Annotated in this window: 15 protein-coding genes and 1 other RNA gene; 1 reads left to right on the top strand and 15 read right to left on the bottom strand. The window is 25.9% G+C overall.

Features of this window, described 5'->3' with window-relative positions:
* Positions 1 to 80: 80 nt before the first annotated feature.
* From A6P36_RS05855 to A6P36_RS05910, 12 genes are all read right to left on the bottom strand, one after another.
* Positions 81 to 1421 carry an MATE family efflux transporter gene (locus A6P36_RS05855; RefSeq protein WP_066761915.1) on the bottom strand — a complete coding sequence of 447 codons (1341 nt, stop codon included), beginning with the start codon at positions 1419 to 1421 and terminating at the stop codon, positions 81 to 83.
* An 8-nt stretch (positions 1422 to 1429) separates the two neighbouring features.
* A complete protein-coding gene (locus A6P36_RS05860) occupies positions 1430 to 2059 on the bottom strand; it encodes an N-acetylmuramoyl-L-alanine amidase family protein (protein ID WP_242861673.1) in 630 nt (209 codons plus the stop codon).
* 155 nt (positions 2060 to 2214) lie between these two features.
* Positions 2215 to 3360: a mannitol-1-phosphate 5-dehydrogenase gene (locus A6P36_RS05865; protein ID WP_066761919.1), complete on the bottom strand. Its 1146-nt coding sequence runs from the start codon at positions 3358 to 3360 to the stop codon at positions 2215 to 2217.
* Positions 3361 to 5478 carry a BglG family transcription antiterminator gene (locus A6P36_RS05870; protein WP_066761921.1) on the bottom strand — a complete coding sequence of 706 codons (2118 nt, stop codon included), beginning with the start codon at positions 5476 to 5478 and terminating at the stop codon, positions 3361 to 3363.
* Between the two features lie 6 nt (positions 5479 to 5484).
* Positions 5485 to 7347, bottom strand: a complete 1863-nt coding sequence (locus tag A6P36_RS05875; protein ID WP_066761923.1) for a PTS mannitol transporter subunit IICBA — start codon at positions 7345 to 7347, stop codon at positions 5485 to 5487.
* A 146-nt stretch (positions 7348 to 7493) separates the two neighbouring features.
* Positions 7494 to 8291, bottom strand: a complete 798-nt coding sequence (locus A6P36_RS05880; protein ID WP_066761925.1) for an aldo/keto reductase — start codon at positions 8289 to 8291, stop codon at positions 7494 to 7496.
* A gap of 17 nt (positions 8292 to 8308) precedes the next feature.
* Positions 8309 to 8848, bottom strand: coding sequence for an NAD(P)H-dependent oxidoreductase (locus tag A6P36_RS05885; protein ID WP_066761927.1), 540 nt, complete (start codon positions 8846 to 8848; stop codon positions 8309 to 8311).
* Positions 8849 to 8929: 81 nt separating this feature from the next.
* On the bottom strand, positions 8930 to 9670 hold the full coding sequence (locus A6P36_RS05890) for a DUF4097 family beta strand repeat-containing protein (RefSeq protein ID WP_066761929.1): 741 nt from the start codon (positions 9668 to 9670) through the stop codon (positions 8930 to 8932).
* A 68-nt stretch (positions 9671 to 9738) separates the two neighbouring features.
* Positions 9739 to 10233 carry a GNAT family N-acetyltransferase gene (locus A6P36_RS05895; RefSeq protein WP_066761931.1) on the bottom strand — a complete coding sequence of 165 codons (495 nt, stop codon included), beginning with the start codon at positions 10231 to 10233 and terminating at the stop codon, positions 9739 to 9741.
* Positions 10234 to 10349: 116 nt separating this feature from the next.
* Positions 10350 to 11801, bottom strand: coding sequence for an amino acid permease (locus A6P36_RS05900; RefSeq protein WP_066761933.1), 1452 nt, complete (start codon positions 11799 to 11801; stop codon positions 10350 to 10352).
* A 218-nt stretch (positions 11802 to 12019) separates the two neighbouring features.
* Positions 12020 to 12541: a dihydrofolate reductase family protein gene (locus tag A6P36_RS05905; protein ID WP_066761935.1), complete on the bottom strand. Its 522-nt coding sequence runs from the start codon at positions 12539 to 12541 to the stop codon at positions 12020 to 12022.
* A gap of 97 nt (positions 12542 to 12638) precedes the next feature.
* Positions 12639 to 18362 (bottom strand): DUF4214 domain-containing protein, encoded by a 5724-nt coding sequence (locus A6P36_RS05910; protein WP_242861674.1) that lies wholly within the window; start codon positions 18360 to 18362, stop codon positions 12639 to 12641.
* Positions 18363 to 18850: 488 nt separating this feature from the next.
* On the opposite strand from A6P36_RS05910, the gene A6P36_RS05915 reads away from it, so the two are divergent.
* Complete coding sequence (locus A6P36_RS05915; protein WP_255363898.1) at positions 18851 to 19570, top strand: flavodoxin family protein; 720 nt, start codon at positions 18851 to 18853, stop codon at positions 19568 to 19570.
* A 59-nt stretch (positions 19571 to 19629) separates the two neighbouring features.
* On the opposite strand, the gene ssrA is transcribed toward A6P36_RS05915, so the two are convergent.
* The 3 genes from ssrA to rnr form a co-directional block, all read right to left on the bottom strand.
* Positions 19630 to 19989: a transfer-messenger RNA gene (gene ssrA / locus A6P36_RS05920) on the bottom strand.
* 99 nt (positions 19990 to 20088) lie between these two features.
* Complete coding sequence (gene smpB, locus A6P36_RS05925; protein ID WP_066761940.1) at positions 20089 to 20556, bottom strand: SsrA-binding protein SmpB; 468 nt, start codon at positions 20554 to 20556, stop codon at positions 20089 to 20091.
* An 11-nt stretch (positions 20557 to 20567) separates the two neighbouring features.
* Complete coding sequence (gene rnr / locus A6P36_RS05930) at positions 20568 to 22643, bottom strand: ribonuclease R (protein WP_066761942.1); 2076 nt, start codon at positions 22641 to 22643, stop codon at positions 20568 to 20570.
* Positions 22644 to 22674: the final 31 nt, after the last annotated feature.

Raw genomic sequence — 22674 nt, forward strand, 5'->3', positions numbered from 1 at the left:
AATTTGAATTTTTTACCATAATTTTTATTTATATCATTTATCTTTTACATAAATTAATTTTTTAAACAAAAAGAGTTAATCTATACGATTAACTCTTCTTTATTTTTTAAATTATTCCTAAAAATAACAATTATACAAACTAAAAATCCTAACATCTCTGCAAACGGAAATACAAGCCAAACACCTAAAATATTAAGTTTAGGAACTAAAATTAAAAATCCTAAAATAACAAATACTATTCCAGATGACATAGATATAAGAATTGATTTTTTAGCTTTATTTACAGACTGAAAAAAATATATTGTAACAATATTAAAAGCCATGAACATACATCCTATAAAATAAACTCTCATTCCATGAGCTGTTATATTTATTAATTCAATATCATCTTTTGTAAAAAGTTTTGATAAATTTTCTGCAAATATATAAACAAAAATATAAGATAAAATTCCAAATATAACTGAAGTTGAAAATCCATACACAAATGATTTTTTAGCTCTCTTTAACATGTTTGCACCATAATTTAAACTTACTATAGGCTGAATACTTTGTGCAATTCCTGAAAATATACAAATTAAAACATATGATACATTTAATAAAATTCCATAAGCTGCAACATAAGTATTTCCACCTAATCTAACTAACACATTGTTAAACAAAAATATGGTAATTCCACGACAAAACTCTAGTATAAAAGTTCCAAATCCATTACCTAAAATTTTTTTAATAAGCCTAAAATCAAATCTTATTTTACAAAGTTTAAGAGAATTATTTTTTGTTTTAAAATGAATCAAAAGAATTAATATATTTACTATAGGAGACATAACAGTAGCCATAACAGCTCCTCTCATGCCTAAATTAAATTCAAATATAAAAATATAATCAAAAATTACATTAACAAGATTAGCAACAATAGTTGCAATCATAGCAAGCTTTGGATTTTTATCATTTCTTATAAAACATCCTAAAACTCCAGCAATTAAAAAAGCCCAAGTAAAACCTACAAGAATCGAAAAATATTCACGAAATAAACCCTTTATTTCTTCACTTGTTCCTAAAAGAACTCCTATTTCATCAACAAATATTACCCCTAAAATAGAAATTATAATTCCTAAAACAAGAGTAAAGACCATAGCATTAGTAAAAATTTTATTTCCATCTTCACCATTTTTCTCAGATCGATTTATGGAAAGTATATTTGATCCTCCAATACCAATACACAAAAAAAGTGATGTAAATAAAGTAAAAAGTGGAACTGAAATATTTAGTGCTGCAAGACCATATCTTCCTACTCCAACTCCAACAAACATAGTATCAACAAATATATATAAAGATATTGCAATAGACGATAAAACACCTGGAATTAAATATCTAATAAATATTTTTCTTAAGTCATCTCTTAATAAATCAATTTTTTTCATATTAACCTCTACTTAATTTCATTAAAATAATTTAAAATTCCATTTAATATACAATAAACTATAATATCTTGTCCTTCCTCCGAAATCAAATATTTTTCATCTTCACTATTTGTAATAAAACCTAGCTCTAATAAAACTCCTGTTATGTTTGTGTATCTTAAAATTCCTAAACTTTTTTCATTAGTCTCTTTAATTCCTCTATCTTTTGTGTATTCAATAGAAGATAATTCATCTTGTATGCTTTCAGCTAATAAATAACTTTTATCATCTAAAAATCTACTGTAACTTTCAACTCCTTTTGCACTTTCTACATCTGATCCATTTAAATGAATAGATAAAAATATATCTGCATTTCGTGCATTTATAAATTTTGCCCTGTTAATTATATCACTTCTTACAGTATTTCCAAGAGCCTTATCACTTTTCCTTGTAAAATAAACCTTAAAATTATTTTCCTCAAGTTTTTCTCCTAATTTTAAAGATATATCAAGAACAACGTCTTTCTCATTAACATTATTTTGACTAATAGCACCAGTATCTTCTCCACCATGACCTGGATCTATAACAATAATTCCACTATAAATCTCTTCATTTATTGAAACAACTTCTCTTTTTTCTTTAGAAATTAAGAAATTCATAAATATTATTCCCATAACAAATAAACTTAAAAAAATTAATATCTTTAGTATTTTCATAAATCACCATTTGTAAAATATATTGATTACCTCATAATACTACAAATATACCTTTAAACGCAAAAATAAAATGGAAATTATTTATATAATTTCCATTTTTAAACAATGTCTTTAATTTCATTAAAATATTTTACAACTTTATTTAAAATCTCCTCTTCACTAATTCCTGAAATCTCTCTAAAAGCATTTAAAACACCTTTTTCCTTTATTATTTCCTGCATTTTTAAACTACTATCATCTTTAGGTGAATTAAATTTTAAAGCACACGCTGCTCCTAAACAAAGTTTTTCAATTTTTTTACCATAATTATAAGCAGTTAAAATAGGTTTTACAAATCTATCATCTTTAGAAAGTTTTCTCATAGGTTCTCTACCAACTCTTAACACATTATCAATTAAATGTGGATTCTTAAACCTATTAATTATTTTATCAATGTAGTTTAAATGACTCTCTCTATTAAAAGAATACTTTTGTATAAGCCCTTCTCCACTTTCAATCATAGCTTCTTTTACATTATCATATATAAATTTATCATTTATACTATCATAAATTGTTTCATATCCTTTTAAAAATCCTAAATATGCAGTCATTGTATGACCTGTATTTAATGTAAATAACTTCCTTTCAATATAAGAAGATAAATTATCAACTAAATTCATTCCATCAATATTTAAATTACCTAATACTTGATCTTTTTGAACATTCCATTCATAAAATTCTTCTACAAAAACATCAATTGAATTTACATCACAGGGTGGAACAATCCTATCAACTGAACAATTAGCAAATCCAACAAACTTTTCACAAAATTCTTTTTCACAATCATTTAAATATTTTAAAACCTCATTTTTTAATATCTCAGTTGCATTAATCGCATTTTCACAGGCTATTATATTTAAATACTTTTTGTCATTTAATTTAATTTTATTTTTTATACCCTCTGCTATACTTTTAGAAATTTTAGGTAAAACAAGAACTCCAACAGCAGTTGTTATAATATCACTTTGAGCTATTTCATTAATTAAATTATTATCATCTGCATATATACCCCTTACATTATCTATAATTTCCTCTCTAGATTCACTATCTTTTATAAATAATTTATAACCTTTCTTTTCATTTATTTTATCTATAATTTCCCTATTTACATCACAAAACAAAACATTATAAGAAGATTTTCTAAGTACAGCTCCTATAAAGCCTCTTCCTATATTTCCAGCTCCAAACTGAATTGCATTTTTCATTTAAAACTCCTCCTCAAAAGAAATAACATTTTCAAAGTTTTTTATATGCTCTTTAAGCTCATTTACATAATAATTAAATAAAATATTTTGAATGTGCTTTCTCACATTATAAATATTTTGACTTTTTATTAAATTTATAAAATTATTATCCTTAACCAAACTAGATGTAAGCTCTCCAATTATGTTTCTTAAAGTTTTTGTATTTAACTTTTTAGGAATAATAAAATAAAATACAATCTCAACTTCTCCATCGTAAATATTTAAATTACATTTTAAAAAGTAACTTCCTATGAATATATTTTCCGAAAATTCACTAACAGTATGAAGAAGTATAATTCCTAACTCTTTAACAAATGTACTTGATAAAAGTTCTCTATTTAAAACTTCATTGTAAATTTCATCTCTATAAACATCAACTGTATTATTTACAAACTCCCTAATTAAATCCTTAAGATCCCCATTAACATGCAATCTTTTAACTTGAAACTCTTTTTCAATAAATTTAATAATATTTCCCATTTCATTTATGCAATCAATATCAATAAATTTATTTTTTTCATAACAAGTGTTCTTAATCTTACTCTTTATTTTAAAAATTTCTTCTAACTTATTATTTATTACTAAAATATCTTTAAGAGTAAATTTAGGATTAATCTTTATATAGTTATCATAATTTTCAATATCAACTGTGGATATAATAAAATCCACCATCTTATTTTTCACTTCATAAATAACATTAGAAGAAGGTATAATTCCAACAACTAAAATATTTGGAAATTCTTTCATAATTTTATTACTTAAAAATCTAGAAACCCTAACTCCCGTTTCACAACAAACTAAAACTCTAAACTTAAATTTTAACCTCATTTTACTTTCATAGGCTGCAACTATATGCATAGTAATATAAGCAACCTCTGACTCTGGAACTTTACACAAAACTATATTTTCTAAAACTTCACAAGCTAAATATGTAGCATCAAATATTTCTTTATATTGAGTTTTCATCATGTGTAAAAATGGATTTCTAATATTCATTTTCATTACAAGCCTACTTATTGCAGGTCCTACATGAGTGCTTAAATTTTTAATTAATCCTTCACAATCCCCAAGATATATATTTAAAATTTTTTCAACTTTACTAACTATATCTCCAGCTATTTTTATTTTATCTAAATTTTTAAAATCAAAATCTTCACTATCTTTAAAATTATTTTCACAAATTTTATGTGCTCTTAAATGCATAGCAATATAACATATATCGCTATCGTTTATATCAACTAAAAATTCTTTTTTAACTTCATTCATTATAAATTTTGATACATCAAACTCAAAATATTTTTTAAATTTATTTAAAACCTCTTCTTTAAAATCACAATATAATTTCTTCTTAATTCTTTCTACACTTAAAGATAAGTGAATAATAAGAGAAACATATACTTTTTCTGAGAAACATAATTTAAAATTATCAAAAGCCTTATTTACAATTAAATCACATAATTCAATTGTATCTTCATCTATAAATTTTAAAATTCCTTCATTTCCGTAATTATAAGTCAAAACATTTTTTATATTTAAAAATAAATTCTCATCTGAAAATTTTTCATAAATCAAATATGATAATATTTCACGTATTTTTTCCTCTGTTCCTTTTATATAAATTCCAAATCCTTTTTTTTGAATTAATAAAAGATCAAACTTTTTCAATATACTTTTTAGAGAATTTAAATCTTTAATAAAAGTTGAATATGAAATTTTAAACTTATTTAAGAAATAAGCGCTTTTTATAGGAGAATTACTTTCTAAAATACTTTCTAAAATATATGTAATTCTATTGTTTTTTGAAAGCTTATTTACTGAGTACTCATTTTCTAACAATTCTTTTAAAAAATTTAATTTATCATAACTCTCATCTATAAAAATTCCAACTCCACTTTTTTTAATAAATTTAAAATCATTTTCAAATAAAAATTTTTCAATAAAAGGAAGTTCTCTCACAATAGTTCGAGAACTTACATTCAATTCAATTGATATATCCTTAATTGTTTTAGGTACATTACCGTTTTCAATAAGCATTAAAATTATTTGTTTTTGTCTAAATGTAACTTTTATTCTACTCATTTATCCTCAATTAACATTTTTCAAAATTATATCTATTATCTCTTTTTTATCATTTGTCTCTATTAATTTTTTAACACTATTTTCATCTTCAACAATAGATGCAATATTTGAAAGTATTTTTATATGATCATTTCCAATTCCAGCTATTCCAAAAATTAAATAAGCTTTCTCATTATCAAAATACACACCATCTCTTACTTGAAGTAATACTATTCCAGATTTTTTAACACTATCTTTAACATTATTTTCACCATGAGGTATAGCAACTCCCATACCAATGTAAGTTGAAATTAATTTTTCTCTCTCGAGCATTCCAGATATATATTTTTCTTCAACATACCCATTTTTAAACAATAACTCTCCAGCAACTTTTATAGCTTCTTCTTTAGATGAAACTTTAACATCTAAAATTATATTATTCTCGTTAAAAATTTCATTATTATAAGAATGCTCCTTAAAATTTTGCTCCTCTTTTATATCATAACTTTTTTCACTACTTTTATAAAATTCTATAATCTCATTAAATAAATTCTCTATATTAACATCATTTAAAAAATTCTGTATTCCTATAACTCTAACATTTTTATTATTAGAAATAACCCTTGATTTAAGATTTTCATGAGTTACAACAATTTGTGTATCACCTTCAATATTATCAACTGAAGAATAAGATACATTAATATCAATTCCTTGTTTTTTCAACCTATTTTTAAATTTAGAAGCTCCCATAGCACTAGAACCCATTCCAGCATCACAAGCAAAAACAATTTTTTTCACATGTTCATAACTATTATTTTCTTTAGATTGTTTCAAATTTTTCATAGTATCTTTTGCATTATTAAAATCTTCTTCACTTAAACTATTTCTTTTCATGAAAAATGATGAAACTACAAAACTAACAATAGTTGAAACAACAATTCCTAAAAGTATTTTTAAAGCATCTCCCTTATAAGCCAATGCAAGTATAGCAAATATACTTCCCGGAGAAGGCGTTGCCACAAGTCCAACTGAAAATAATGAAAATACAAAAACTCCAGCTGCTCCACCTAAAATTACACTAAGTATAAGTATTGGATTCATCAAAATATAAGGAAAATAAATTTCATGAATTCCTCCAAAAAAATGTATTATAGCTGCACCTGTTGCTGACTGTTTTACCATACCCTTACTAAAGAAAAAATAAGCTAAAATAACTCCAAGTCCAGGTCCTGGATTTGATTCTAATAAAAACAAAACAGATTTTCCAGCTTCTTGAACTTGCTCAATTCCAATTGGTCCAAGTATACCATGATTTATTGCATTATTTAAAAATAAAACCTTAGCAGGCTCTATAAAAATCGAAACAAGTGGTAATAAACCTTTACTTATAATAAAAGCAACTCCAATAGATAAAAAACCTGTTATAGTTGTGATTACAGGACCTACAACTAAAAGAGCAATAATTGATAAAATTAATCCTAAAATACCTATAGAAAAATTATTTACAAGCATTTCAAATCCTGAAGGTATTTTATCTTCAACATATTCATCAAATTTTTTAATTATATAACCACTAATAGGACCAACAATCATAGCTCCTATAAACATTGGAATATCTGATCCAACTATAACACCTGTTGTTGCAACAGCTCCAATAACTCCTCCACGAACACCACCTACTATTTTTCCTCCAGTAAATCCTATAAGAAGTGGTAAAAGATATTTTATCATAGGATCAACTAACGTTCCAAAAGTTTCATTTGGAAACCATCCAGTAGGTATAAAAAGTGCCGTTATTAATCCCCAAGCAATAAATGCTCCAATATTTGGCATTACCATTCCACTTAAAAATTTACCAAATTTCTGAACTCTATCTTTAAAAGTAAGCATAATCTCCCCTCCTAAAACGTTTATCTTATATGTTAATTATATCGAGTAAATTTAAAGGTTTACAATTAAAACAAATTGTAAAAATGTCAACATATATTAATGACATTTTTACAAATAAAAAAAGTAGCTTAAAGCTACTTTAAAATTTAAAAACCAACACTCAAATTTTTATTTAAAGAACTAATCTTTTCCATATGCTCTTTTGACAATTCAAAATCAAATACATTAAAATTTTCTCTAATTCTCTCCTTAGTTACTGACTTTGGAATTGTTACAACTCCAAGTTGTATATTCCACCTTAAAACTATTTGAGGAATAGTTTTGTTATAAATTTCACTTAATTCTTTTAATAAATCTATAGAAAATATTTTACCTTTCATAAGTGGAGACCAAGCTTCAAGAACTATATTTCTTGAATTACAAAATTCATAAAGTTCTGGTTGAGTAAGTTCTGGATGAAATTCCACTTGATTTATCATAGGAGTAATTTCACAATTTTCAAATATTTCCTCTAAATGATGTTCTTTAAAATTACTAACTCCTATTGCCCGAACTTTCTTTTCTTTATAAAGCCTCTCTAAAGCCCTCCATGTTTCTACATTTAAGTCTTTAGGCCAATGAATTAAATACAAATCTATATAATCTGTATTAAGTTTTTTAAGTGATGTTTCAAATGCTTTTAAAGTATTATCATATCCTCTATCAGTATCCCACACCTTAGTTGTTAAAAATATTTCTTCTCTATTAATACCGCTTTTATTAATAGCTTCCCCAACAGTTTCTTCATTTTCATATATTTTAGCAGTATCAATATGACGATATCCAACTTCTAAAGCATAAGAAATACTTTCAAAAGCTTCTTTTCCATTCTCCATTTTATAAGTTCCAAAACCTAAAACAGGTATATCAACACCATTACTAAGCTTTATTACTTTATCTTTCATAATTTTTCTCCATTATCTTAATATTTTTTATTTGAAAAATCTCTATTAACGTGCTTTACATACTGTTCAGCACTTTCTTTTATTTGTTCATCACTTTTACCAACAGCTCCGTGAAGAACAAAAGTTGGAAGAAATTTCATTCTAACAAAGTTTGATATGGCTTGAAATGGTCTTAAAATTTCACTCATTGTGTAATTATTGTATCCACCAGCTCTATATGTTTCTTCTTCTCCACCTGTTGAAACTGCAAGTAAAAACTCTTTATTTTCTAATTTGTCTCCACCTTCACCAAATGCAAAACCATAAGTTAGAATTGAATCTATATATTTTTTAAGAAGTATTGGACTAGTATACCAATGAATTGGAAATTGAAAAACTATTCTATCATGCTCTACTAATTTCTTTTGTTCTAATTCAACATCAACCTCTTTATCGCTATAAAGCTCATATAAATCTACTACTGTAACATTATCTTCTTTAAGTAATCTTTCTTTCCAAGTCCTATTTATTCTAGAATTATCTATATGTGGATGCGCTAAAACCACTAATATTTTCATAAAAAATACCCCCTTTATATACTTTATAATTTAATTTTAAACCTTTATTTTTACATTTACTAGATAAATTTTAAATTTTATTTATTCACACAAAACATTAGCATTTACATTTATCTTTTGTTTACCATTTAATGTATTTACTTTTAAAAAGTCAATTTTATAATCTTCCTCACAAACATTTGCAAATACAAAATCTCCATTTACTACTTTTACATTTATATTTTCTCCATAAACATCAACAAAATCCCCATTACCATCTTTAATATCCAATTTCAAAGTATTTAAATTTACATGACTTAAATTAACTTCTCCATGGGATTTAAATATATTAATATTTTTTGCATTTAAAGAATCAATTTTTACTACTCCATTATCACCTTTAATTACCATATTGTTAATATTCGTATCATAAATTTCAACATCTCCATTTGTAATTAAAATATTCAAATCATTTATTATACTTTTCTCAGGGATTTTTATTAAAATTCTTCCACTATTTCCTAACTTTTTATAATTTTCTCTATCATTTCTCTCAATACTTATATTTTCCCTATCATAACTTACATCATAAGAAAATTCCTCAATTAAATACATGGTTTTAATATTTATCTCATTTATATGTTTATCAAATAATATTTTCACATCTGTATCAAGCACATCTATAACTAATTTCTTGTTTGTAACATCATGTATTTTATATTCTTTAGTTATAATTTTTTTAGCCCTTAAAAAACTCAATTTTTTCCCTTTAATTAATTTAACTACAATGTCTCTAAAAATTAAAATCAAAATTAATACTAGTAGAATAATTCCTAAAATCATAATCTCCCTCCTTTAATTAAATATATTTTATCATAATAAAAAACCCTATTGAAAAAATTCAATAGGATTTACAAAAGTTTTTCATAACAATAAAATGGATACTTTCTTGTTTCAACATTAATTTTACCAACAAACCTATAATTAAGTTTTTCAAATAAAGAAATCATAGATTTGTTAAGTTCATATGTAGCAGCTTTTACATAATTAAGTCTATGTCTTCTTGAAATATCTTCTGCAAGAAGCACAAGCTCTTTTCCAATTCCACTTCTTCTATATAATTTATTTACAATTAATCTATAAAATGCTGTGCAAGGAGTGCACTTACTCCAATTTAAATGAGATGAATTTGAAATTTCCTTATTATTTATACAAATAATCCCTGCTATATTAGTTCCAATACTTCTTATATACAAGTGTCCATTTTCTATATCATCACGAAAATGCTCTTCTGTTGGATAAGTATCATCAAACTGATCACTACCCTCTTGCCTCATTTCTTCTTTAACTTCATCTACAATATACATTATCTTATCTAAATCTTGAATAGCAGCTCTTCTTAACACCTTTTTACTTACTCCTTATTAAATCATTTCTTCATTATATTAATTAAAATTTTCATAAAATTTTTGGTTATCCTTTTTTTATAAAGTGTTCCCAAATTTCACTTTTAAAATGCTCTTTAATTTGAAAGTTTCCTCACATGTTTATTCCAACAAACAAGAGCAAAACCTAAAAATATAACAAGTCCTGAAACATTATATAAAAATATTAAAATCGGATTTCCTTCACCTTCTGGAAGTGTTCCATTTAATGCTTGAAGAATTAAAACTGGATCTGGAACTGTTGACATAAAAAATACAAACAAAAATAATAAAAGCATTACTACTCCTACAAATATTCCAAACTTTCTACTTCCCATCTTAAAACTTCTTTTCATATTATCTTTTTTATATCTTAAAACAATATAAGCTATAATTAAAAAAAGTGTGGGTATTAATGTAGTTGACGCTGTCATATTTATAAGAGTTTCTAAAAAATTATCTAATGATCCTATTCCCAAAGCAGGAATCAACAAAAATATTGTAGCAACAGTAGCCTGTACAATTAATGCATTCTTAGGATTTCCCTCTTTATTTGTTTTAGTAATCCATTTTCCAAAAATTCCTTCAGGAATTTCAGAAAATAAAACTTTAACAGGAATTGATGACCAAATAACAAGAGAGCCTAAATTTGATAACATTAAAATAAGTCCAACTATTCTAGTTATAATTTGTTTACTAACTCCAAAATGACCACCTAAAATTGAAAACACATCAAATATACCATTTGAAAAATTATTATGAAGTACCTCATCTGGTACTATAAATCCTACAGCAATACATCCTAGAACATAAAGCCCCCCAATTACAATAGTTGAAATTATCATGGTTTTTATAAAAACCCTATTTCCTCCCTTAACATTAGACACATAAACTCCAATACTTTCATTTCCAGCAAAAGCTTGAAGTATCCATGCCATAGTCATAAAAAAAGTCCAATTAACATTTGGAGTTATATTTTTATAAGTAAACTCTTGTGCCGGAAGATTTTTAAAACCATATACAATTACAAAAGCTAAGATTATAAAAACTATTCCCATAAATATCTTTGCAACACCAGCAACATTTGTAACCTTTGACATCCAACTTATACCTTTCATGCCAATATAAGTTATTATCCAAAAAACAATAACACTTAAAATTGATATAACTAAAGTTCCTTTATTTCCTCCAAATACATTTCCTCCAAAAAAAGTATAAGATGTATAAATTAAAGTACTGGGAACTAATGATATTGAAAAGAGCATATTAACAAAAAAATAAGACCACGCTCCTAAAAATGCCCACTTTTCTCCCAAAGAATTTCTAATCCAACTATGTATTCCAGATTCACTTTCAGAATTCGCTGATGCAAATTCCCCAACCATAAGAGCAAAAGGCAAAAAGTAAAATATAGAACCAAATAAAAATGCAGGTATTGTTCTAAGTCCAATTTGTATACTATTATTAATTATATTAGGGAAAGAAAACACCGCTGAAAAAGTCATTAAAAGTAATGACAAGGAAGTTATCTTTCTTCTATTTTCTATCATGTTTAATATTCTCCTTTTAAAATTTTAATTTTATTATAGTTAAAATAATTTTCCCGTATAATCTAAAATCTACAACTCTAAATAATACTTTAAACTTCACACTAAGAATAATTTTATAACCTTATGTTAAATATTAAAAGATATAATTCACAATTTTGTATAATTTTTTAATGTAATCGTTTTTAAAATGCATAAAAATAAAAGATAAGTAAAACTACTTATCTTCTAACATAATTTAAAATAACTACTCCCTCATTAACTAAATATTTAGTTAATTTTAATTGTACCAAATTATTTTGTGATACAAAAAGTTTTTTCCCGTCTCCCAAAATTATTGGTATTATTCCTATAATATACTCATCTATTAAATTTTTCTCTATAAAAGGAGCAACTGTAACTCCTCCACCAAATAAATAAATATTTTTACCTTTATTTTTTTCATCAATTAAAATAGATTCAATATTCTCATTTATAAAATTTATATTATCATAATTTTTTAATTTTTTATTAGTTGCAACAAAAACCTTTTTATTTTCAAATTCTTTATGAAAACCTTCATCATAACAATTTTTTCCCATTAAAATAATATCAATATCTTTTAAAAATAAATCAAAATCCCATTTTTCAAAAGTATCTAAATTTGTATTTCCATCTCCCTTTATCCAATGATAATTTCCATCTACATCGGCAATATATCCATCAATACTCATAGCTAAATTGAGTATAATTTTCCCTTTCATAAAAGTTTCTCCCAAAATTTAAATTTTACAATAAACAATATTAACATAAAAAAATTAAGTGGTAAAATAGATTTACCACTTAACTTAAAATTAATTTTTAAGAAGGAACTCCTGCTGCATCTTGGTCTGACTGTCTCCAGAATATTCCAACTCTTTCACAAAGCTTTCCAAACTCTGGCTCATGAGCCATTCTATCAACAAGAACTTCTTGAGCTAGCTTCTTATCTCCTTGAGCATTTTGTAAATTTTCATTATAAATTCCTACCCAGAAATTTAAACCTTCCTCATCATATTCTCTATTAACAACTATTTGATATAATGCTGCTATAAGCTCTTTATCTTGTAAGTTTCTATTTGTAAATTCATTTTCAGCAAATAATAAATTATTGAGGAAATACTCACCATTTAAAGTTTTAGGTAATATTCTGTGAGCATACCAATAATTATATCCTTCTTCATCTGGGAATCTTTCAAAAGCGAACCAATAAGCATTACTTAGCCAATCTTGTGCTGTATCAGCAGGCTGTGTTGTAAATTCTTTTATAGACATTTTAAATGTTGTTCCATCTTTTAAAGGTATTTCAACTTCTATATTTTCATATTTTTTCTTAGGTATTGTTGGCTCTATTGTAAATCCTGTTCCACTTTCGTTAAATTTAATACTAAATCCTGTAAATGCCTCATCACCCATCACAAGTCCTATAGGTTGCTCTAAATCTATATCAAGTTCCTCTGCATTAGGTATAGCAATTTCTGCTGCTGTTCCTGTTATTTCGTATTCTGGCTGATCAACTACCACCTCAGAAGATGCTGCACCTTTTGTAGTAAATTCAGCTTCAACTGGATCAATTGTTAATCCTTCTTTTGTAATTTGAACTTTAACTATATATTCTGTACTTCCTTCTAAACCTGTTAAATCATAAGAAGTAGTACCTGAACCTGTAGAACTAAATGCTGGAGACTCCGGATAATTAGATTCATCTTTCTTTCTTACAAAAACTTCAGTCTTATCACTATCACCAAAAGTTATATTAGATGGATATTTCCAAATAACTTTTGCTGTATCACTTAATACAGAAGTTTCATCAACTGAAACTGATAAAAATGATAATTTAGTTTTCTTAATATATGATAATCCTCCAATATCACAACAAATAGCTACTTCGTAATCCTTTGTTTTATCTTCTACCTTTATTTTTGCATTCTTGACATTTGCTATATCTTTACCTGAATGCTCTTCAACAGCTATTTGTTTAATGGCATTAAAATCATCTGGTATAGGAGTACCATCACTTTCTTTAACTCCTACAAGAAGTTTATCTGTAAAATCATCATTTTCATCTTTATAAAAGTCTATAGGATTTTCTCCATAATCCCAAGAAATTGTACTACCATCATAATTTATAGATTCTAATTTAATATCTGTAATTGGTAATGCTTCTGTAAATAATTCTAATTTTACTGGCTCTACAGTTCCATCCTCTAAATCAAGTGCAACTACAATATCATACTTAGCTTCTGGAAGTAAATAACTAAGCTCTATAAGTTTCATATCATCAGCTATACTTAAAGTATCTGACTGAACACCTTCAAACACTAAAAAACCATCACTTTGTACATTTCCATCAGAAAACTCATCTTTTGCATAAATAAGAAGTGCATCACCATTAACAAACTCATAGTTTGATGGTGTTTCAACTTCTATTAAAGCCCTTGTTTCATTAACTGAAAAAACTTTCGCCTTAAGTGGGTCTATGCTATTTTTAAATGTAAGTTCTTTTTCATATTTTTTATCTCCAACAGTATAAACAAGCTTCATATTTTGTTCTACTCCAATAGACTCTGCAAGAACATAGTCACTAAAAGTATTTGAAATATTATTCTCCCCATCTGATGTTAATCTATAAGATGGTTCTTCTGGATAAGCATCACTACTTGCTAATTTTACAAATATTTCTGCCTTATCAGCTGGATTAAATATCATATTTTCAGGTTCTATTTCCCATTTAACTAAAATATCATACTCTTCATAACTATCTACTTCAAAGGATTTTATCTCAAATGATTTTGTGGAAATGTCAACTTCTGTTTCTGTTTCATGGCCACCACTCATAGTAAATTTAATTTTAGACTTGTATTTTTTCTCTGGAGTAAGTCCCGATACATCAACACGAGTCACTTCATTTAAATTATACTTTCCTTCTTCTATACCATGAACTAAAGTTAATAATGGATTAGTATATCCCAATCCGTCAGGTTGAGTTTCTGCATTACTCTGACCATCTTCCTTAAGTTCTTTAATAAATATATCAACTTTATCCCCTTTTTGAAGTTCATATCCTGGTGGATATTCCCAACCATAAGTAGCTGTCGTTTGATTAGACGTAAATACCGTTGCTTTAAATACATCCGATACTGTTTTAAATCTAAACTCTGCTTCTTTTTTTGCATTAGTATCAGTCGATAAGGTTGTATCTGCTACATATTTAACTTTAATTGAATAGTCTGATCCAACTTTTAAATTCTTTAAATCCAATTTCTTAAAATCTTTTATATTACCTTCTTCTTCTTTATGTTGACTATGAATTTGATCTGCTGAACGTACAAAAACTTCATTTTCTTGTTCTTCATAAGAACGACTTAAAGAAGATTGTTTTAATGTGTATATCTTAGTAAACTCTGTTAAAGCATCATCTGGATCAGAAGATTTTTTATTATCATTACGTTTTAAATATATCTCTACTTTTTCATCTTGTACGGCACTATCTAACTTACCCGATGGTGTGAAATCCCAATTTAGCTTTGCTGTATTAGCTTTAATATCAGATACATTTATATCTGTAATTTGAAAATCGGTTGTTGCTTTAAAACTCCCATTAGCATTTCCCACTATTTTACCACTATTTTCAAATTTAACAACTACATTACAAATATCATTTTGAGAAACATTGCTATTTATATCATAAGTTGCATTCTTATCACTTATAATCATATCAATATCGTTAATCACATTAGATTTTTCTAACTCTTTATTAACAGTTATTTTAACCTTATCAGTATCTTTTTTCTTATATCCTGATGGCAAATTACAAGTTACAGTAGCTCCTGCTATAGTTATATTACTAATATTAAGACTAATATCTCCTCTAGCTTCAATTAAAACATGCTCCTCTATTTTTTTACCTCTAAGATTATACTCAACCTTCGCTGTATAAGGAGTATTATACTTTGGAAGATTTATAATACATTGTTTGGTTGGAGTAAATATTTGTGTATCGTCATTTCTTTGTATAGAATTTTTAGCACTATAAGGTTGTATAGTAACTGTTTCTGGATTTTGAGGATAATCTGATGTATTACTCTCTTTTAAATAAACCTTTATATTTTCATCTTCTCCACCTTCTCCAAAATTTGGAGTACCATTTGTTCCCCATGTAAGTTTTATTTGTCTACTATCTTCAGTTTGTTGTTCTGCTTTTAAATTTTCAATAGTAAATGCACCTGTTTGAAAATTATAAAATTCTTCTACAAATTTCCATGTACCATCAAATCCACCCTTTTGTAATATGTGTCTCACACGAACTCTATAATGTTGACCAACTTCAAGTCCCGTTAAATCAAACTCTTTTTTAGTTAATAAATCTCCCATATTTTCACCACTTGAACCATGTTCAAACCATAATACTCTATTACTTTCTACAAATCCACCTGTTGTCCTGTCATTTAATGAATTAATTTTCTTTAAATTTACTTCAATAACTTGACCATTCTCAGGTTCATACTTCTTAGTTCCACTATGATCTCTATCATACTCCCACTTAACTTTAGCAGTAGTTTGAGTTATATCTGTAACTTCTAATTTAGGTTTATTAACTTTAGCATTAACTGTACGTCTATTATAAGCAACCTCTCCCTGTTCTCCACTCTTTTTACTAGTTATTACTTTTTTTCCACCTATTGTATAAATCAAATCAACATGAAAATTCACCATCCAGCTGGGAATACTCACAGTTGCACTTTTAATAGAATTTAAATTTTCTGTCTTAATAAACAGAGGATTAGTATATTTATCTGTTTTAGGATAACCAGAAAATTCACTTGAAGTATTAGGCTTTACAAAAATTTCTAACTTATCACCAGATGAAAATTCCATATTACTAGGCTCAAAATCCCATTGAATAGTAATTGTTCTACTTCTTGGATAAACCAACCTAAAATTATCATTTCCAACATTTGCATCTTTAATTTCTATTGGTCCAGTTAATACAAATGTTTTAGTTGTAAAATTTGTAAAACTTATTACCGAACCCCTTTGGTTATTCAAAATAATTTTAGCTTCATAATTTGTACCCGGTGCAAGACCTGTTAATAGAGTAGATGTTGTCTTATTTAAATCAACTTTACCACTACCAGTACCATGAACTAACGCAGCATCTGGTATAGCTGAATAACTTTTACTATTTTGCTTATCTCTTAAATATATTTCAACCTTATGTCCTGACTCTGGAGTATATCCAGTAGGATAAATCCAATTTATTTTTACAGAAGTCTCTTTAACTTCTGTACCAGATGTACTCATTGTAACATGTAAAAAAGGTGTACTTATGGTATTAGAACCATTAGTTAATTCAACTAAATAATTTTTACTTGTTGAGAGAGAAACTCCATTATTTAAATTAACAACATTATTATTTGAAGCTGTTAACCCTCCAACCTTCTCTCCAATTTTAGTACCTTTTGAAAAATTATCACCTAACTCATAAACATAAATCTTATTATTTGTAGATTGTATGGATAAAAATTTATCCAAAGTTGATAAATCAAAATTTAAACTTGAATCACCTGATAAATCAGCTTTACATCCTAATTTTTCAATTTTAGATAGAGAACAAAAACTAAACATAGATTCCCTAATTCTCTCTCTATCTTGAGATTCAACTCTTATATGATAATCACGATTAAAACTCATCTCAACATTTTCAAATTTATAAACATTATTTCCTTCATGAACTCCTTCATTATGTCTATTTCCTCCTGCATATAACCTTAAAGTATCTCCATTTGATAATCCCATATTAATCTTAAGTTTTATATTAAATAAATTATTTCCTTTTGACTCACCTGAAACTAATTCCACATTTAAATTTTTAGCCCACTTACCACTATAATAAAACTTACTAAGGTATTCTCTTCCAGCAACTCTAGCTCTAACAACATATCCCCTAGTATCGAGAGAAGACTTTTTATTTTCAAATACTATTTTGTTTGATTTAGCATATTTTATAGTCTTAGTAACCTTTTCTATAGCAACACTTCCACTAGTTAATAAAATATCAACATCAATATCTAAATCCTCAGGAAATTTTGCAGCCCAAGTCTTTAAATCGCACTCTATATTATTTCCTGAAATAGCCATAGTTGGTTTGAAACTTATATCATAATCATTATAAACAAAAGTAGATACCAACTTTCTTACATCTCCACCTATATTAGCTTTAATATTTAGCTGATAAGTAGTTCCATTTATTAATACTTCTCTAGTACGCCAAGATTTTTTACTAGAATCACTTGCTTGTATTTCAATCCCAGTATTTCCTTTCAATAAACTTAATTCTTCTATACTGTCACCTTCGGATAAATATTTAGAAAAATCAAATACAATATAATTATCAATTACCTTAACATCATAAATTATAGTTTTTATAGAACTTATCTCTGCAGCCTTAACTTCCTTAGGCTTTATACCGAAATTTAAGACTAGAAAATTAAAAATGAAAACAAAGCTCAATAATCTAGCTAAATTTTTAAATTTATCAAACAAATTTTTCTCCTCCTTTTTCCCCATTTTTGATAAATTTTCTTAAAAATCTTATCCGAACAAATCCCCCAATCATGTTAAATATATAACTACTCCTTAAGCTTTAAACAATTACGAAACATAACTTTTTATTGTTATGTAAAATTAAATTTTTTTAAATTTCTGGGTCAACAGTTATTAGTATTGTTGTTTTTATTTCTTTTATTCATGATTAATTAATATTTATAATCCTTTATTAATTAAAAAAAAATAAAAAGTTCAATTATTAAAATTGAACTTTGAAAGGTCTATGAAATTGTAAAATTATACTAATTTATAAAAATTGAATTTTTTCAAATTAATATTAAACTTACGCTTTTTTAAACTATTATGTATTAATAAAACAACTCTATATAATCAATTAAATAATAAAATAAACTCATACTCATATAGTTAGAAATTTTTAAAGTTCATTAATAATTTTAGGAGGATTTCATGAAAAAATATTACTTATAAATGGAAGTGGAAGAAAAAAAAACACTTATTATCTCTTAAAATCAATTGAAGAAATTTTAATAAATGAAAATTTTGAAACGGAAATAATTAATCTTTATAAAGAAAAACTAGAATTTTGTACTAGATGTGAAGTTTGTATCTTAAAAGATGGTTGCTTTATAAATGATAAATGCAGCGAAATTATGAAAAAAGTAATTGAATGTGATGGATTAATAATAGGGACTCCTGTTTATTTAAATAATATGAGTGGAGTTTTAAAAAACTTTTTTGATAGAACTTGTAGTTGGTTTCATAGAACTCCCGTTTCTCAAAAGCCAACTCTTCTTCTTGCAAACACTCAAGGATCTGGAATTAAAAAAACTCTTAATTCAGTTAAAGAAGTTATGATTCAATGGGGAGTTTGTTTAACAGGTAGTATTTCAAGAAATGGAAGAAATTTTAATAAACCAATTAAACGACATGAACTTAAAAATTTTATTACCTCAGTAAACCTAAATGGATATGAATATATTCCAAGTTTTAAAGAAATATATACTTATAATGTTCAGAGAACTTTAGCAACTAATGTTTTTCCTGTTGATAAAAAATATTGGGAAGAAAATAATTTAATAGATAGTGTTTACTTTAAAAGTGCTAAAATAAACCTTATTAAAAAATTTTACGGAAATGCTCTCTATAAATTTCTATGTAAAGTTATAAAACCAATTGAAAATTAAATGCAACTTTATGAACGTAAAAAGGCATCAGCTTATAAGCTAATGCCTTTTATAATTTTTGGTGGAGGCGAGGGGAGTTGAACCCCTGTCCGAAAGCAGTCATCCTTAAACTTCTCCGAGTGCAGTTTATGATTTAATTTCCCTTAAATACCTTCCATAAACAAAATTTATTTAAAGTAGCTTCATAAAATCCCGTTCCCTGAGCAAAGCTTATCAAGGCTCGTTTCCCTACTAAAATTTAACACTCTTATCTATGCCGTAGGACTCACAGAAAGAATGAAGCTGCGATTAATTAAGCAGCTTGTAAAGAATAATCTTTGTCGTTTACTTTTTTCCGTAAATTTTTTAAAAGAATCTACGAAAACTTTACTCGCTATTTAAAGACTCCATTACCCCCGTCGAAACCAAAATACGCCCCCATATAAACGACTTACACTAAAGTAAAAGTATACCACTTAACAAATTATTTTTCAATCCATAGAATATATCTTCGAATTTTTTCCAAAATTTTTAATAATTTATCTATATTTTTCCTTCATAGCACGCGCAATATCTCTTTTATGCTCTTTTTCAAGCATAGAATCTCTTTTATCGTAATTTTTCTTTCCTTTAGCTAAAGCTAAATTCACTTTTATTCTTCCATTTTTCAAATATAAACTTGTTGGAATTAAGGCATATCTTTCCTGATTTTTTTTACCAAAAAGTTTTGAAAGCTCCTTTTTATTAAGAAGAAGTTTTCTATCACGAAGAGGATCTCTATTAAATATGTTTCCTTTTTCGTAGGGACTTATATGCATATTAATTAGAAAAAGCTCTCCATTTTTAAATACTCCGTAACTATCTTTTAAATTTACTTTTCCATTTCTAATTGATTTAACCTCTGTACCAACTAAAACAATTCCTGCCTCATAATTTTCCTCTATAAAATAATCATGAAAAGCCTTTTTATTTTGTGCAATTGTTGAAGAAGACTTTTTTACTCCCAAATTCTCACCCCCTATAATAATGTAAAGTAAATCTCACTATTATCAAGTATAACATTATCTACCTTAACATTTACTTTCATACCAATTCTAAATATATTTTTAGTGTTTTGTCCAATTAAACACATATTTTTATCATCAAAATAATAAATATCATCACTTAAATCTTTAATATGTACAAGACCTCTAACAGTATTTATTAATTCAACAAAAAAACCAAAACTCGTTACAGAAGATATAATTCCTAAATACTCTTCTCCAATTTTATCTTTCATAAATTCAGCCTTTTTAATATCGTAAACTTCTCTCTCTATTTCCTCAGCTTCTCTTTCTTTTAAAGATGAATTTTCACAAGCTAAAACTACCTCTTCTTTTATTTTAGGAATCAATTTTTCTGTTAATTTTCCCTTTATAACTAGCTTTAAAATTCTATGAATTATTAAATCTGGATACCTTCTAATTGGAGATGTAAAATGACAATAATATTTTGTTGAGAGTCCAAAATGTCCAACACAATTTGGAGAATACTTAGCTTTTGCCATACTTCTAAGTATAAATTTACTTAAAAATATTTCCTCATCTTTTCCTTTAAAATAATCTAAAACCTTTTGTAGTTGATTGGAATAAATCTTATCTTTAATTTTTAAACTATAATTTAAATTATTGAGAATCTCTGATAAATTAAAGATTTTTTCCATATCAGGTTCTTCATGAATTCTATATGCAAATGGATAATTTAAAAAAAACATATGTTCAGCAATAGTTTCATTACATACAAGCATAAACTCTTCAATTATTTGATGTGAAAAACTCCTATTAAAAGGTAAAACATCAACAACATTATTATTTTCATTTAAAAGTATTTTACATTCTGTAAAATCTAAATTAATTGCTCCCCTTTTAATACGTTTATTTTTAAGAATTTCTGCTAAATCTTTCATATGAAAAATCATGTCTTCAATATCTTTAAAATTATGTATTTTGTAATCAATTATATTTTGTACATCATCATAAGTTAGTCTATACTTTGTATTTATAACGCTCTCAAAAATATCATAACTAATAACTTTTCCATTCTTATCAATTACCATTTCACAACTTAAAGTTAATTTATCAGTATTAGGGTTAAGAGAGCATAAATTATTAGACAACTCTTTTGGAAGCATTGGTATTACATTATTAATTAAATAAATTGAAGTTCCTCTCTTAAATGCTTCTTTATCTAAAGCTGTTCCATATTTCACATAATGAGTAACATCTGCTATATGAACTCCTAATTTATAATTTTCTCCTTGTTTTTCTACATAAACTGCATCATCTAAATCTTTCGCATCTTTTCCATCTATTGTAACTATACTTAAATTTCTTAAATCTCTTCTTTTTTTAACAACATTTTCTTGTATTTCAAAATCAATTTTTTCTAAATCCTTTTGAACTTTATTTGGAAAATCCCTACTTAATTTATATTTTTTCATTAAGGTTAAAATATTTATATTATTACTATCTTTTTTTCCTAAAATTTCTACAATTCTACCTTCAGGATTTTTATTTTTATTAGGCCATTTATAAATATTAACAACAACTATATCTCCATCTTTAGCCCTTAATTTATATTTATTTGGAATATAAATATCATAATTTATATTATAATTTTTCGGTATAACAAAACCAAAAGAATTAGAATTTTGAAACTCCCCTATAATTTCTTTATTATTTCTTTCAACAACGTAAACAATTTCTCCAACTTTTCTTCTCTCAGTGCACTTTTCATTTATTAATTTTACAATTACCTTATCTGAATCCATAGCACTTTTTAAATAATCTCTACCAATAAAAATGTCTTTCTCTTCATCCATTAAAAGAAATCCAAAACCTTTTCTTGATGCCTCATAAACTCCAAAATAAATATTTTCATCTTTAGATTTAACAAACTTACCATTTAAATCTTTTAAAATAATTTTTTCTTTCTGAAGCTTATCTAAATCTTTATTAAAGGATTTTTTATTAGAAATATTAAAATACTTAATCATTTCTTTATAAGTTAACTCACAATTATCTATATAAATATTTTTTAATATTTGTTCTATCATAACACATTTTTAAAATAACCTAAGCTATTTA

Origin of the sequence: Candidatus Arthromitus sp. SFB-turkey, assembly GCF_001655775.1 — a bacterium.
Lineage (GTDB): Bacteria > Bacillota > Clostridia > Clostridiales > Clostridiaceae > Dwaynesavagella > Dwaynesavagella gallinarum.